The 14,943-nt window shown below is 64.9% G+C and carries 14 protein-coding genes and 2 tRNA genes; 4 read left to right on the forward strand and 12 right to left on the reverse strand.

All coding sequences use genetic code 11. The features are described 5' to 3' along the window. The first annotated feature begins 34 nt into the window (after window positions 1–34). A complete protein-coding gene (locus tag DXT59_RS08225; protein ID WP_116136420.1) occupies window positions 35–538 on the forward strand; it encodes an acyl-CoA thioesterase in 504 nt (167 codons plus the stop codon). A 90-nt stretch (window positions 539–628) separates the two neighbouring features. On the opposite strand, the gene fumC is transcribed toward DXT59_RS08225, so the two are convergent. The 4 genes from fumC to DXT59_RS08245 form a co-directional block, all read right to left on the reverse strand. Further along, window positions 629–2,026: a class II fumarate hydratase gene (fumC, locus tag DXT59_RS08230; RefSeq protein WP_116136421.1), complete on the reverse strand. Its 1,398-nt coding sequence runs from the start codon at window positions 2,024–2,026 to the stop codon at window positions 629–631. 80 nt (window positions 2,027–2,106) lie between these two features. Then, a complete protein-coding gene (locus DXT59_RS08235; protein WP_420823378.1) occupies window positions 2,107–3,717 on the reverse strand; it encodes a phospholipase D-like domain-containing protein in 1,611 nt (536 codons plus the stop codon). 226 nt (window positions 3,718–3,943) lie between these two features. After that, window positions 3,944–5,332 (reverse strand): MATE family efflux transporter, encoded by a 1,389-nt coding sequence (locus DXT59_RS08240; protein WP_116136422.1) that lies wholly within the window; start codon window positions 5,330–5,332, stop codon window positions 3,944–3,946. Window positions 5,333–5,476: 144 nt separating this feature from the next. After that, window positions 5,477–5,698, reverse strand: coding sequence for an RNA-binding S4 domain-containing protein (locus DXT59_RS08245; protein ID WP_116136423.1), 222 nt, complete (start codon window positions 5,696–5,698; stop codon window positions 5,477–5,479). 183 nt (window positions 5,699–5,881) lie between these two features. On the opposite strand from DXT59_RS08245, the gene DXT59_RS08250 reads away from it, so the two are divergent. Continuing rightward, on the forward strand, window positions 5,882–7,987 hold the full coding sequence (locus tag DXT59_RS08250) for an ATP-dependent helicase (RefSeq protein WP_205417391.1): 2,106 nt from the start codon (window positions 5,882–5,884) through the stop codon (window positions 7,985–7,987). A gap of 12 nt (window positions 7,988–7,999) precedes the next feature. Here DXT59_RS08250 and DXT59_RS08255 read toward each other — a convergent pair whose 3' ends face one another. The 8 genes from DXT59_RS08255 to fdxA all read right to left on the reverse strand — a co-directional run bounded on the left by DXT59_RS08255 (window position 8,000) and on the right by fdxA (window position 12,558). After that, complete coding sequence (locus DXT59_RS08255; RefSeq protein ID WP_116136425.1) at window positions 8,000–8,773, reverse strand: DUF4088 family protein; 774 nt, start codon at window positions 8,771–8,773, stop codon at window positions 8,000–8,002. A 283-nt stretch (window positions 8,774–9,056) separates the two neighbouring features. Then, the gene (locus DXT59_RS08260) at window positions 9,057–9,380 is read right to left on the reverse strand and encodes an AzlD domain-containing protein (RefSeq protein WP_116136426.1); all 324 of its coding nucleotides are present in this window, start codon (window positions 9,378–9,380) and stop codon (window positions 9,057–9,059) included. Further along, window positions 9,380–10,144: an AzlC family ABC transporter permease gene (locus DXT59_RS08265; RefSeq protein WP_116136587.1), complete on the reverse strand. Its 765-nt coding sequence runs from the start codon at window positions 10,142–10,144 to the stop codon at window positions 9,380–9,382. The genes DXT59_RS08260 and DXT59_RS08265 overlap by 1 nt, the downstream gene beginning before the upstream one ends. A 118-nt stretch (window positions 10,145–10,262) precedes the next feature. After that, entirely contained in the window at window positions 10,263–11,126 is an 864-nt protein-coding gene (locus DXT59_RS08270; protein ID WP_116136427.1) for a helix-turn-helix transcriptional regulator, read from the reverse strand. A 36-nt stretch (window positions 11,127–11,162) separates the two neighbouring features. Beyond that, window positions 11,163–11,654: a CreA family protein gene (locus DXT59_RS08275; protein WP_116136428.1), complete on the reverse strand. Its 492-nt coding sequence runs from the start codon at window positions 11,652–11,654 to the stop codon at window positions 11,163–11,165. A gap of 222 nt (window positions 11,655–11,876) precedes the next feature. Next, a tRNA-Asn gene (locus tag DXT59_RS08280) sits at window positions 11,877–11,952 on the reverse strand. 71 nt (window positions 11,953–12,023) lie between these two features. Continuing rightward, window positions 12,024–12,099 (reverse strand) — tRNA-Asn (locus DXT59_RS08285). Window positions 12,100–12,234: 135 nt separating this feature from the next. Next, complete coding sequence (fdxA, locus tag DXT59_RS08290) at window positions 12,235–12,558, reverse strand: ferredoxin FdxA (protein ID WP_116136429.1); 324 nt, start codon at window positions 12,556–12,558, stop codon at window positions 12,235–12,237. Between the two features lie 258 nt (window positions 12,559–12,816). On the opposite strand from fdxA, the gene pncB reads away from it, so the two are divergent. Then, window positions 12,817–14,013: a nicotinate phosphoribosyltransferase gene (pncB, locus tag DXT59_RS08295; RefSeq protein WP_116136588.1), complete on the forward strand. Its 1,197-nt coding sequence runs from the start codon at window positions 12,817–12,819 to the stop codon at window positions 14,011–14,013. Window positions 14,014–14,150: 137 nt separating this feature from the next. Further along, window positions 14,151–14,822: a LutC/YkgG family protein gene (locus DXT59_RS08300; protein ID WP_116136430.1), complete on the forward strand. Its 672-nt coding sequence runs from the start codon at window positions 14,151–14,153 to the stop codon at window positions 14,820–14,822. Window positions 14,823–14,943 lie beyond the last annotated feature (121 nt).

Below are 14,943 nucleotides of genomic sequence, written 5' to 3' on the forward strand. Positions count from 1 at the left end.
TCTAGTTGCGCGAACGCGCACCACCGGAGCCACGATGAGCACGCCCTCGACCCCCTTGGACCGTTCGGAAACCACGTTTCGTTTCCTCGCCGAGCCGACTTCCGTCAACTTCGGCGGCAAGGTCCACGGCGGCGCACTGATGAAGTGGATCGACGAGACGGCGTACGCTTGCGCGGCCGTTTGGTCGGGCCGCTATTGCGTCACGGTCAGCGTCGGCAACATTCGCTTTCGCCGGCCGATTCTCGTCGGCAACCTCGTGGAATTGCGCGCGCGCGTCGTGGCGACGGGGCGCACGAGCATGCATATCCATGTGACGGTGCACGCCGGCGATCCCAAGAGCGGGCAATTGCGTTTGACGACCGATTGCCTCGTGGTGTTCGTTGCCGTCGACGAGAACGGCACGCCGATTCCCGTGCCCCCGTTCGAGCCGAAGACGGACGCGCAAAAGCGTATCGCGAAGTATGCGATGGACGTTAAGGCGGCCCTCGATGCGATTATCGATTTGAAGCCGGAGGAAATGGCGAAGGGAATTATTTGACGATGCCGCGCTCGTTCGCTCGGCAAGACGTCCGAACGAGCGCCCTCGGCCGCGCTCGAAGACAAGCGGCCGAGCCCGTCTAGCAGCGCTTCAGTCGCGCCGCCCCGTCATCGCTTCGGGCCGCACCCATTCGTCGAACTGCGCCTCGGTGACGTAGCCGAGCGCGAGCGCCGCCGCCTTCAGCGTGGTGCCTTCCTTATGCGCCTTCTTCGCGATCTGCGCGGCCTTGTCGTAGCCGATGTGCGGATTGAGCGCCGTCACGAGCATTAGCGATTCATTGAGCAGCGTATCGATGCGCGCGCGGTTCGGCTCTATACCGACCGCGCAATGATCGTTGAAGCTTTGCGCGCCGTCCGCGAGCAAGCGGATCGACTGCAGAACGTTGTGCGCGATCATCGGGCGGAATACGTTCAGTTCGAAATTGCCGCTCGCGCCGCCGATGTTGATGGCCACGTCGTTGCCGAACACCTGGCAGCACAGCATCGTCACCGCCTCCGATTGCGTCGGATTGACCTTGCCCGGCATGATCGAGCTGCCCGGTTCGTTTTCGGGGATGGTGATTTCACCGAGGCCGCAGCGCGGGCCGCTGGCAAGCCAACGCACATCGTTGGCAATCTTCATGAGGCTCGCGGCCACGGTCTTGAGCGCGCCATGCGCGAAGACGAGCGCATCGGCCGCCGCCATCACCTCGAACTTATTGGGAGCGCTGACGAACGGTAGCCCCGTCAAACGTCCGATCGCGCCGGCCACGCGCTCGGCGAATTGCGGATGCGCGTTGAGCCCGGTGCCCACCGCCGTGCCGCCCTGAGCCAACTCATACAAATGCGGCAGCGCCGATTTTAGATGCGCGATGCCATGCGCAAGTTGAGCCGCATACCCAGAGAACTCCTGGCCCAGCGTGAGCGGCGTCGCGTCTTGCAAGTGCGTGCGGCCGATCTTGACGATGTCGGCGAACGCGCGCGATTTCGTCTCCAGCGTGTCGTGCAACGTGGCTAGAGCGGGCAGCAGATGCGTGACGATCGCGTTTGCCGCCGCAACGTGCATCGCGGTCGGGAACACGTCGTTCGACGATTGGCCACGATTGACGTCGTCGTTCGGATGCACTTTGCGCGCTTCGCCGCGTTCGCCGCCGAGCAATTCGCTTGCGCGATTCGCGATGACTTCGTTCAGGTTCATGTTCGTCTGCGTACCCGAACCCGTTTGCCAGACCGCAAGCGGAAACTCGCCGGCGTGACGGCCTTCGATGACCTCGTCGGCCGCCTGCATGATGGCGCGCGCTTTGTCCTCGGGCAATACGCCCAACTCCAGGTTCACTTCCGCGGCGGCGCGTTTGATGAGCGCGAGCGCGGTAATGAGCTCGGGCGATTGCTTCTCCGTCGAGATCTTGAAATTCTGTAGCGAGCGTTGTGTCTGCGCGCCCCACAAGCGCGCGGCCGGCACGGCGATTTCGCCGAAAGTGTCGCGCTCCATGCGATGGTCTTCGGTCATGATGCTTCGGCTCCGATACGAAAACTGCGATTGAATGGGTTCGCCCCGCCACGGCTAACGTACACGCGTATCGTCATCCGCTACAGTTGCGAGTCGACCGGCAACAACAAGAATAGCCCTGTGAGGAGATTGCGTACGAGCCCCGCCTCGGGATCGAGCGCCCATGTGCGCAGGCGCGGGACACCGGTTGCGTCTTGTTCGGCGCCGCTCCATACGAGGCCTGAGTCGGGTTCGCCGAGCGCGCGCATCGTGCCGTTCTCGCTCGGCGGGGCCAGCGTGACGCGATAGCTGGCCGTGGGCGCCATGGCTTGATCGATGAGTTTCGCAGCTTGCCCCGCAAGCGCGGGACTGTCGATGACGAGCGCGAGTTCGCTGTTTAGGTTAGCGGATCGCGGATCGAAATTCAGCGAGCCGATCACGAGCGTGCGCCGGTCGATGACATAAGCCTTCGCATGCAGGCTCGCGCGCGACTGCGAGCCCGCGAAGAACCGCGAACGCGTGCGTTGCAGCGGTTGGAATTCGTAGAGTTCGATACCGTTCTTGAGCAACGGGATACGGTAGGGACTGTAGCCGGCTTGAACGGCGACGGCGTCCGTCGAGGCCATGGAGTTCGTGACGACCGCCACGCGCACGCCACGCCGCGTGAGCCCCGCGAGCAATTTCACCCCTGCATCGTGCGGAACGAAGTAGGGCGACAGGAGCAGCACCTCGTGCTGAGCGCTGCTCAGCAGTTCGGCGAGCGTGTGCATCGGCGGACTGCGGTAGTCGTCGTCGGGCTCGGTGATCTTGCGCGGCGAATCGACGCTGAACTTGGCGGGGGCCCAAACTAGACCGATTTGTTCTTGCGCGATTTGCTCGCGCAGCGGGGCGGCGCTCAACGGCTTCGCGCCGACAGCTTGCGCTTGACTGCGCCAATGCTCGCGCAATTGCTCGCGCGCCGCGTTCAAATCGTTGTCGGCATAGCTATGTTTGTCGACGGCTTTCAACGGATAGGCGCCGGCGCTATTCCAAAAGGCGTCGAAGCTATGCGAGACGTCGTGAACGATCGGGCCCGCGGCAAGGACGTCCAAGTCGCGGAATTGAAGCTTGGGACTTGCGCTGAAATATTCGTCGCCCAGATTGCGGCCGCCGACGATCGCGACCTCGCCGTCGGCGATCATCGCTTTGTTGTGCATACGACGTGTGAAGCGATCGATGCGCGTGAGGAACGTCTCGGTACGGGAAAAGACGCTCGGGTGCGTGCTGCCGAACGGATTGAAAATGCGCACTTCGATCTTGGGATGCGTCGAAAGCGCCGCCATCAAGCGGCGGGTATCGTCGAAGTTCAAGTCGTCGACGAGCAAGCGCACGCGCACGCCGCGATCGGCCGCATAGAGCGCCGTGGCCAGTAGTAGCCGGCCCGTCGTATCCTCCGAGGCGATGTAGTACTGCAGATCGAGCGTTCGGGTGGCGGCGCGCGCGAGCGCAATGCGCATTTGCAGCGCGTCCGTGCCGTCGGTCAGCAGACGGAAACCCGATTGGCCCGCGTGCGCGGCGACGAGCGGCGCGAGCGCGCGGCCGAGCGGGGTCGCCTCCGGGTCAGAGAGGCTATGGGTGACCGGACGGTCCAGCGACGTCGCCGGCGGCAGCGCGGCACAGGCGGCCAGAGCCGTGATCGTGACGAGGATCGCGATCGGGCGGCCGAGTGCCAGCTTATCGGCCCAAGCGCCGCTGCGCGCATATCGATTCGATGCGGCTCCGAGCCGCGGCCAATGCTCATCGAACACGTCGGACTCTTCCTTCGCTGACGGACCGGCCGGACGAAGAGGGATCGTTCCGGCACGAATAACGGCATTCTATGTGAAGGCGGCGTTCTTTACCGCCTACCTAGGCATGCGCATGCCTGGACGCCGGGACAGCATTGTCCGTGCCCGCTTCTCAAGCGTTGCGCAAGCGGCGCGTGCGCCGCTCGAAGCGCAGCGTCATCAGCACGGCGACGCTGGCGAGCCCGGCCGCGAGGCCCCACCATAGGCCGCGCGGCCCCAGTCCCGCATGGAACGCGAGCCAGTAACCGGTGGGAAAGCCGACGCCCCAATAGCCGAACGCGGCCGCGAGCATCGGCACGCGCGTGTCCTTCAGCCCGCGCAGGCAGCCCGAGCCGATCGTTTGCATACCGTCGACGATCTGGAACACGGCGGCCACGCCGAGCAGCGAAGCGGCGATCGAGATGGTTTGCGCATTGGCCGCGTCGTTCAGATTCAGGTACAAGCCGATGATGGCCTTCGGGGCGACGATGAACAAAAGCCCGGTCATCGACATATAGGCGACGCCGAGTCCGAGCGCGACGAAGCCCGCATGGCGCGCGGCCATGGGATTGCCCGCGCCCATCCAGTAGCCTACGCGCACGTTCGCGGCTTGTCCGATGGCGAGCGGCACCATGAACGTCACCGAGCTCACGCTCAGCGCTACTTGATGGGCCGCGAGCGGCTTCTCGCCCATGAGCCCGATGAACAGCCCCGTGCATAGAAACAGCAACGACTCGACGCCGTAGGTGATGGCCACGGGCCAGCCGATCGCGAACAGCTCGCTCATGAGCGGCATCGTCGGCCGCTTGCCGACGACGAAGTGCTTGAACCTGCGGCGCCCGTGCAGCATGGCGACGAGCGCAATCGCGCTGAGCCACACGGTAATCGTCGTGGCCGCGGCGGAGCCGAGCATGCCCAGGCGCGGCAGGCCCCAGACGCCGTGAATGAGCCCGTAGTTCAGCACGCCGTTGAACACGACGCCGACGAGTGCGACCCACAGCAGGCGCTTGGCCGCGCCGATGGCCGGCAAAAACGAACGCATCATGCCGACACCGATCAAGCTGCCGAGCGAGGCGAAGCGCAGCACGCCGGTGTAGGCGCCGACGTCGCGTGCGAGCGTGGCCGGCTCGCCAAACGCAAGCAAGATCGGCTGCGCGAAGGACAGCAGCACGAAGGCGGGCAGCGAGAGCAGCACCGACAACGCGAGTCCCGTCCAGTAGATATGCGGGACGCGATGATCGGCTTGCGCGCCGCGCGCGTTGGCGACGGTGACGCTCACCGAACTGAGCACGCCCTGCAGCACCGTGACGATGACGAAAAAGATCCCGGCGCCGAGGCCGCCGGCCGCGAGCGCGTCGGCGCTCAGCGAGCCAAGCAGGATCGTATCGGTGACGCCCATCGCCATTTGCGACAGTTGGGCGATGGCGAGCGGGGCGGCCAGGCGGGCGGTGTCGGCGGCGTGGCGGGAAAACGGCGGCGAGGCCGGCTCGGCGGCGGCCCGGGCAATCGTGGATTCTGACATGGCGAATCGAGGAGGCGCGACGGGGCCGTCAGCGCATCGTGCGCACGGCCCATGTTGTTATCTTCGGAAAGGAAGAGCTTATTGCTTCCGCGCTCGCCTGTCGATGGTGCGGCGCAACCGCGCGGCCTAGTGCATCCAGCGCGCCTAGCGCGGCTCGTGGATGGCGATGCGCGTATCGCCTAGCATCACGACCTGGCCTGCTCGAATCTTGCACGTTTTACGCAACTCGACCCGGCCGTCGACTTTGACTTCGCCCGATGCGACCAAGACTTTCGCGGAGCCGCCGCTATCGGCCAAGCCCATCAGCTTGAGCAAGTTGTGCAGTTCGACGTGATCGCCCGTGAGCGTGAAATTGAGGTTGGCCATGGCGATATCCGGCGTGCGGCGCGAGAGCGACTAGGGCAGGCATCATAAGCCCTGCGAAACCTGATAGGCTAGCGTCTTGTTTCTCCGGCGCCGCCGTGGCTTGCCCACGGCGTGCGCCGTGCGCTTTGCCGTGCAGCCTTGCCGCGAGTCGATTCGAACGAGCACAGTCCTACCGTGTCCCCCATTTCCGCTGTCGCCGAGCCGGGCGTTTGCTCGCCGGCCGCCCCCTATCTCGAAAAACTGAACGAGGCGCAGCGTGCCGCCGTCGAGCATGGCGTCGGCGCAGGCGCGAGCCCCGGCGGGCCGCTGCTCGTCATTGCGGGCGCGGGCTCGGGCAAGACCAATACGCTCGCGCATCGCGTCGCGCATTTGCTGGTGAAGGGGGCCGATCCCCGGCGCTTGTTACTGCTCACGTTCTCTCGACGCGCGGCCGAGGATATGACGCGGCGCGCCACGCGCATCGCCGCGCAAGCGCTCGGCACGCGAGCCGACTTGGCGCAGGCGCTGACCTGGACGGGTACGTTCCATGCCGTCGGCGCGCGCTTGCTGCGCGAGTATGCGGAGTCGATCGGACTGTCTCCCGCTTTCACGATCCACGATCGCGAGGATTGCGCCGATTTGATGAACGTCGTGCGGCACGAACTAGGGTTGTCGGCCAAGGAGCGCCGGTTTCCGCAGAAGGGCACGTGCTTGGCGATCTACTCGCGCGTCGTCAATACCGGGGCGAAGCTGTCCGCTGTCCTCGAACAAGCGTTCCCCTGGTGCCGCGAATGGGCGAACGACCTGCGCGCGCTCTTTGCGGCGTACGTTGCCGCGAAGCAAGCGCAGAACGTGCTCGACTACGACGACTTGCTGCTTTATTGGTCCCGCATGGCCGCCGAGCCCGCCATCGCCGCCGAGCTTTCGCAGCGGTTCGATCATGTGCTCGTCGACGAATACCAAGATACGAATCGCTTGCAGGCGGCAATCCTGCTTTCGATGAAGCCCGACGGACGCGGCTTGACGGTCGTGGGCGACGATGCCCAGTCGATCTATTCGTTTCGCGGGGCGACGGTACGCAACATTCTCGATTTTCCGGCCCACTTCACGCCCGTCGCGGCGCGTGTGACGCTCGAACGCAACTACCGTTCGACCGAACCGATCCTCGCCGCGTCGAACGCCGTGATCGGCTTGGCAAGCGAGCGCTTTACGAAGGATTTGTGGACCGACAAAGCTTCGGCCCAGCGCCCTCGGCTCGTGTCGGTCGCGGGCGAGGTAGAGCAGGCTCGTTATGTCGTCGAAGCGGTGCTCCAAGCGCGCGAAACGGGCATGAAGCTCAAGGCGCAGGCGGTGCTCTTTCGGGCCGCGCATCATAGCGCCGCACTCGAACTCGAACTGGCGCGGCGCAATATCCCGTTCGTGAAGTTCGGCGGGCTGCGCTTCCTCGACTCGATCCACGTGAAGGACGTGCTTGCGGTATTGCGTTGGGCGCAAAACCCGCGCGATCGCGTGGCGGGATTTCGCGTACTGCAATTGATTTCGGGGGTGGGGCCCGCCACGGCCGCCCGCGTCCTGGACGCCGTCGCCGCGTCGGGCGCGCTCGCCGCCCTCCGCGACTACGAGCCGCCGGCACGCGCCGCCGGCGATTGGCCGGCGTTCTCGGCGCTCGTCGAGACGGTCGGTGCCGGGCTCACGCCATGGCCGGCCGAGTTCGAGCAAGTGCGGCGTTGGTACGAGCCGCATCTCGAGCGCAATCACGACGATGCCCTCACGCGCCATGCCGATATCTTGCAGATGGAACGCTTGGCCGCGACGTTTCCGACGCGCGAGCGTTTCCTCACCGAGTTGACGCTCGATCCGCCCGACGCGACGAGCGGCGAATCGGGCGTGCCGCTCGTCGACGAGGACTACCTGATTCTCTCGACGATCCATTCGGCCAAGGGGCAAGAATGGCGCAACGTGTTCGTGCTGAACGGCGTCGACGGCTGTATTCCGTCCGATTTGGGCACGGGCAGCCAAGAGGAGATCGAAGAGGAGCGGCGCCTACTGTATGTGGCGATGACGCGGGCGAAAGAGGACCTGCATATCGTCGTTCCGCAGCGCTTTTACGTGCACAACCAGAACGCGCTCGGCGACCGCCATGTCTGGGCATCGCGGACGCGCTTCATCCCGGAGTCCTTGCTCCCGCTGTTCGATGCGCAAGCCTGGCCGAACGTTGCTCCGGTCTCGCCGCCGACGCCGACGGGACTGGCCGCGGCCGCGAAAGCGCGCATCGATATCGCGGCTCAGCTCAAGGCGATGTGGGATTGAGCCCGCGGATCCTTACCGGGGCCGGCGCGGCTCGATACGCGGCTGGGCGGGGCGAGCCGGCGGCATGAAGAAGTTGCGCATCCAGGCGGCCATGCGCGAAAAGATGTCATAGGGCTCTTCGACGAAGATTTCGGGCTTGAGCAGCCGCAGATACTCCATGATCTGTTGCGCTTCCTGCTTTTGGAACGAGCCGTGCGCAAGGCCGAGCTTGAGCAGGCCGCGCAGCTCGCCGAGCTTTTCGCGTGCGGTACTGCCGACGCTCGTCTCGCATGCGATCTTCGCCTCGTACACGCGCTGACGCAGCGATTCCGCAAGCCGCCAGGCCGGCGTCTGCATCTTTTCCTCGAGCGATTGAATGTCGCGCGCGGTCGACTTGATCTGCGCCGATAGCGGATCGACGAGCGCGGCGTCGCCGCCCGCTTCCTTGACGATGGCGGCCGCCCATTCCCGGGCGGCCTTCGCGACCTCATCCGAGGTCCATTCCGACCGTACCGCGAAGCTGAAACCGAATTCCTCGGCTTGACGCATGAGGATCGCGACGACGTCCGGGAATTCCTTCTCGAGCGTGCGCTTGGCCCAGGCGTACTGGCCGCCTTGCAGCATGCGCTGCACGGCTTGCTCGGTCAGCGGCACCATGTTGTCGAGCAGCTTCGCCCGCAGGAAGTCTTCGAACGACGGTGTGGCGAATTGCGGGTCGAGCTTGAGCGATACCCGCAGAAAGGCTTCGAAGTCCTTTTGAAGAGAAGAGAGGGTCTCTTCTCGAAGAGAAAGGGTAATTTGGCCCATGGCTTGTCCTGATCGCGCGTCCCCGGCGCCGTCGCGGCGGGCGCCCTACGGTCGAGCCGGCACTCCGCTCCCTAAGACTGGCGAGCTCGCTCTTTCGGCCGGCGCACTTAACGGTTTTCGCATGCGCGCGTCATGGCATGAGCGACGGCGCGGCCCCGCGCCGCGCGGCCAAGAAACGCGCTTCGTCTGATTAACGGCGATCTGCCGCGGAACTTGAGGGTAGGCGCGCGATATCTGCCGAGGAAAACGTCGGGTGCCCGATGGGACGGCCCCGGGCCGCGAGCTAGCGCAGCACGAGACCTTGCCAGGCAAAGAACACGGCGAGGCCGACCGCGATAGTCAACAGCGGGCGGCGCGTCAAGGCGGACACGAGGCAGGCGGCGAGGGCGCCGACGAGCTGCGGGTTGCGCCAGGTCAATTCCGGTGCACCGCCATGGGGCGTCACGGCCATCGGCACGATGATGGCCGTCAGGACCGTGACCGGCACGAAGCCGAGCGCCGTGCGCACGAGCGGGGGGAACACGATTCGCTCGCCCAGCAAAAACACGGTCGAGCGGATCGCGAACGTAATGACGGCCATGCCGAGGATCAAGACGACGTAGTTCATCACAGGGTCTCCACGGCACGGTTGGCTTGGCTGCTTACATCGCGCTTGGCGCTGGCCGCGTGTTCGCGGCCGCCGTTCGGCTCGCGCGCCGCATCCTCGCCCTTGCCGCCGCTGGCCGCCCATGGGCGCGAAAGAACGACGCCCACGGCGACGCCCGCCGCGACGGCGGCCAGCAAACCGAGCTTATACGGCAGAGCGGCGCAGGCCAGCGCCACGACGCCGGCCGTGGCGGCCGAGGCGATATAGCGGATGGAAACCAGTTGCGGCACGACGATCGCGATGAACGTCGCGGCCATCGCGAAATCGAGCCCGAGCGTTTGCAGCCGCGGGAAGGCCGCACCGAATAGCAGCCCGGCCAGCGTGGCGGCCTGCCAGCTCAAGTACATGGCCAGACCGGAGCCGAGGAAATAATGGGGCCCGATTTGCCCGGGCGCCGCGCGCCGGTAATGCATGTACGCGACGGCGAAAACCTCGTCGGTCAGCAGGCCCCCCAGCACGAGCCGCCAGCGGATGGGCAGGCGGGCGACATAGGGCGCCAACGTCGCGCTGTAGAGCACGTGGCGCAGATTGACGATGAACGTGGTCGCCCAGACGACGGCGAAACCGGCATGCGACGCGATGAGCCCGAGGGCGATGAATTGAGCGGAGCCGGCGAACACGGCCAGCGACATCAACTGCCCGTGCCACGGATGAAGCGGTCCCGTGGTGACGAGCGTGCCGAAGATCACCCCGAACGGAGCGCCGCCGACCACCATCGGGATCATGTCGCGGGCGCCGTTCAGGAATTCGTTGAGCGGATTGCGTGATTTCAAGGGAAAGTCCTCCTACCACGGGCAGGATAGCGCCCGGGCGGGAGGTCAAGCTTGTACGTTCTTGCTTCGGCTAGCGAGCGCAGCCGTAGGCGGCTTGCCAGCGGCCGGGCGGCACGCCGAACATGCGCCGGAAATGCCGCGTGAAGTGGCTTTGATCGGTAAAGCCGCAGGCCGCGGCGACATCGGCCACCGCCGTGCCTGCTCGCAACGGTCCAAGCGCGCGTTGCAGCCGTAATTGATTGCGCCAAGCATGCGGCGGCATACGGGTGGCCTGCGTGAACAGCCGCGCCGCATGAAACGCCGATAGGCCGACTTGCTCGGCGAGCTCCGTCAGGCTCAGCGGGGCGGTCAGATCGGCGGCGAGCCGCTCTTTCATCAGCGCGACGCGCGGCGGATCGACATTCGCTTTGCGCGTATCGCCATGATGCCGGCCGTGACGCACGATTAGCGTGGACATCGCATCGAGCAGGGCCGTCTCCGCCGCGAGGAGATCGCCGCCCGGTGCGGCCGAGCCGCTCAGGTCTTCGAGCAAACGATGCGCGTACGCGACTCTTGCGGCGAGATCGGGATCGCGGATTACATCGGCCGGAAACCATGGTGCGGCCTGCGGCGCGCCGGCGATATCGCCGGCGAGGCCCACCATGAACTCGACGGGGATATAGAACACGCGATAACGCCAACCGACTTCCATGGCCCGCGATCCGGTATGGACTTCGCCGGGGTTGATGACGGGGACCGTGCCGGCCTCGGCGACATGTTGCGCGCCTTGGTAGGCAAACATTTCGGCGCCGGCCTCGATCGCGGGAATCGCGTAGGCCTCGTGCCAGTGCGGCGAAAACTCGTGCTCGCGATACTCGGCCGTGAGCATCTCCGCGCCGGGCAAGAGCGGGGAGCGCCAATAGCGCGCGCGGTCGCGGAAGCGGGGCTGATCCATGGCCGGTGTGGCAAGCAAGCGTTGGGGCTGCGCGCGTCAGCGCAACGGAACGGGTGTGCCGGCGGGCAGCGGCACGGCGCTGACGCTGTTCTTGGCGCTGCCCGAGACGATGCGGTCGCTATAGGTCAAATACACGAGCGCGTTGCGCTTGGCATCGACGATGCGCACGACATGCAACGACTTGAAGATCAGCGACATGCGTTCGCTGAATACGTCGGCCTGACGTTTGACGGGTCCGGCGAATTTGATCGGGCCCACTTGGCGGCAAGCGATCGACGCCTCGGTCGGGTCTTCGGCGATCCCGAGCGTGCCCTTGATGCCGCCCGTGCGTGCGCGCGAGACGAAGCAGGTGACGCCGGCTACGTCGGGGTCGTCGTAGGCTTCGACGACGACGCGATCGGAGCCCGTGATGTGAAAGTTCGTATTGACGCTGCCGATTTCCTCGCTGTGCGCGAGCGGTGCGGCGCAAGCGAGCGCAGCGCAGGTGCCGATAAGGGCGCGAAACGGCGATCGGGCGAAGCGGATCATGGCGAATGTGCGAGGCGGTGTTCGTGACGTATCGCTACATACTGCAACGAGTGCGACATATGGCGACGCTCGCCGCGCGATGAGCCGGCGCGGAGCTAACCAAACGGTATCACAACGACTGGACATGAGCGTCTGTCAGCCGAAGCGGGGCGGGATGCAGGTCGAACCGCGCATGCAAAAAGGGCCCGTCGCTTGAACGACGGGCCCTTTTGCTGATGCTTTTGGCTCCCCGACCTGGGCTCGAACCAGGGACCTACGGATTAACAGTCCGGCGCTCTACCGACTGAGCTATCGGGGAACAACGTGCTACGAAACTCGGTACCGCGTAAAAAAGCCCGTTATGACGAACGGGCTTTTCCATTCATTCTTTGGCTCCCCGACCTGGGCTCGAACCAGGGACCTACGGATTAACAGTCCGGCGCTCTACCGACTGAGCTATCGGGGAACAACAACAGCAGAGAAGCGAGATTCTATGTACCGGCTCTCGCTCTGTCAATACCCTCGAACATTGTCGGCGACGGCCGGCAACGCGCGTGCGAGTCGCGGACGGCGCGCAGGGCAGGCATGCGGCGGCGGGCGATCAGCGCTCGAGGTATTGCAGCTTGTCCTGGATGTCCTTGAATTGGTCCGCTTCGGGCAGCGGCGCCTTCGTCTTGGTGATGCTCGGCCAGACTTTGGCCAATTCCGCGTTCAGCGCCGTAAATTGCTGCTGATCGCCGGGCACGTCTTCCTCGGCGTAAATGGCGTTCACCGGGCACTCGGCAACGCACACGGCACAGTCGATGCACTCATCGGGGTCGATCGCGAGGAAGTTGGGACCTTCGCGAAAGCAGTCCACCGGGCAGACGTCGACGCAGTCGGTATAGCGGCACTTGATGCAGCTTTCGGTCACAACGTGAGTCATTCAAGCTCCTGCAGGTATCTGGGGAATATGCGAATTAGCAAGCGTTCTATTGTAACTGAACGGCCTGCTCCCGACGCGCAGACGGTATTCTCGCCCCTTAGATCGATTCGTGATTAGTTTATGGGATGCGGGCCGCGCGGCCGCCGTGTCCGGTCCCCGGCCGCGCGCGCCGCGCGGCTGTTGGGGTAACATGCGGCGATTGCTCGCGCACGGGCGGTGCACGGACGTACCGCTGATTCGCGTTTCTCGGCCGATATCATGATCATCACTTCGCTGCTCGACACGGATCTCTACAAGTTCACGATGATGCAGGTCGTCTTGCATCAATTTCCCGCGGCCAATGTGGAATATCGCTTTCGCTGCCGCACGCCGAACGTGAACCTCGCGCCCTATGTCGAGGAAATCCGCGACGAAGTGCGCGAGCTTTGCGCGCTGCGCTTCACGGACGACGAACTCGATTACTTGCGCCGGCTGCGCTTCATCAAGAGCGACTTCGTCGATTTCCTCGCGCTCTTTCATTTGAACGAGAAATACATCTCGATCGAGGCTTCGGCCAAGCGGGCGGGCGAGATCGAGATTTCGATCAAGGGTCCGTGGCTGCATACCATCTTGTTCGAGATTCCCGTGCTCGCGATCGTCAACGAGGTGTACTTCCGCAATACCCAGCGTCAGCCCGACTATGCGATCGGGCGCGAGCGCCTAAGCGAGAAGATCGCGCTGCTCGGCGCCCGCCCCGAGTTCGCCGACTGCAAGATCGCCGATTACGGTACGCGCCGCCGGTTCTCGAAGCGCTGGCACGAAGAGGTGATTCTCACGCTGATGGACGGCATCGGCGAGCAGTTCGCGGGCACGAGCAACGTGTTTTATGCCAAGAAGCATGGCCTCACGCCGCTTGGCACGATGGCTCACGAGTACCTGCAGGCCTGTCAGGCGCTCGGCCCGCGCTTGCGCGATTCGCAAACCTACGGCTTCGAGGTCTGGGCGAAGGAGTACCGCGGCGATCTCGGCATCGCGCTCTCGGACGTCTATGGGATGAAGGCGTTCCTGAACGACTTCGACATGTACTTTTGCAAGCTGTTCGACGGTGCGCGCCACGATTCAGGCGATCCGTTCGAGTGGGGCGAGCAGTTGCTGCGCCACTACGAGGAGAACCGCTGCGACCCGCGCACGAAAGTGCTCGTATTTTCCGATGCGCTCGATATCCCGAAAGTCCTCCAGCTCTACGAGCGCTTTCGCGGGCGCTGCCGTCTCGCGTTCGGCGTGGGCACCAATCTGACGAACGACCTCGGCTACAGGCCGTTGCAGATCGTGATCAAGATGGTCCGCTGCAACGGGCAACCGGTCGCCAAGCTGTCCGATTCGCCGGGCAAGAACATGTGCGACGACAAAGCGTATCTCGCTTACCTGCGGCAGGTGTTCGGCATCGAAACGCCGGCGGACGATAGCCCCGATTGACGGCTCTGCTTGGCGGTCCCGCTTGTTGGTCCAGATCGTTTCCAGCTTGACGGCGCAGTCGGCCGACAGGCCGGTGTATCCCGAAAAAGAAGGTCCGTATAATCATCCGTTCATTCGGTTTCATGACGAGGAATGCAATGGATACATCGGCGGCGCGGCGCAACATTCTCGCGCGCATTCGCGCGGCGTCCGGTCGTCCGGCCGAGCCCGAACCGGCCGAACGCGAGGCGGTTGCCGATTACCTCGCGCGCCATCCGAGGGGGCCTCGGCCCGAGTTGCCGTCCGAGCGCGAAGGGCTGATCTCGCGCTTCGTCGATGAAGCCAGACTGATGGCGAGCACCGTCGAACTCGTTGAATCGCTCGATGAAGTGCCAGCCGGCGCGGCGCGTTATTTGGCCGAACTCGGCGCCGCTCCGCGGGCCGTCGCCTGGGCGACGCTGCAAGCCTTGCCGTGGAGCGAAGCGGGGCTCGCCGTCGAGTTTCGTGCGCCCACGAACGGCGATCTCGTCGGCATTACCGGGTGTTTTTGCGCAACGGCCGAAACGGGGTCGCTCGTGCTACTGTCGGGGCCGCAGACCGAGGCGTCGATGGCGCTGCTGCCCGAAACGCACATCGCCGTGGTGCCGGCGTCGCGCATCGTGGCCGCCCACGAAGAGGCGTTCGCGTTGATGCGTCACGAGCGCGGCGAGCTGCCGCGCGCCGTCAATTTCGTGTCTGGACCCTCGCGCACCGGCGATATCGAACAAACCATCGTGCTCGGGGCGCATGGCCCCTATCGCGTGCACACGATAGTCGTGCGAGGCGGTTGACGCTCGTGCCCTAGCGCCGGCGCGAGGGCTGCCGGCCGTTCCACGAATCGAAAGGAAACCCATGTTTGAAAGACGAGCCGCGTGCGTACGCAATGCGGCGGCGAGTGCATTGGCGGCGGCG

This window comes from Trinickia diaoshuihuensis (genome assembly GCF_003390925.1).
Lineage (GTDB): Bacteria > Pseudomonadota > Gammaproteobacteria > Burkholderiales > Burkholderiaceae > Trinickia > Trinickia diaoshuihuensis.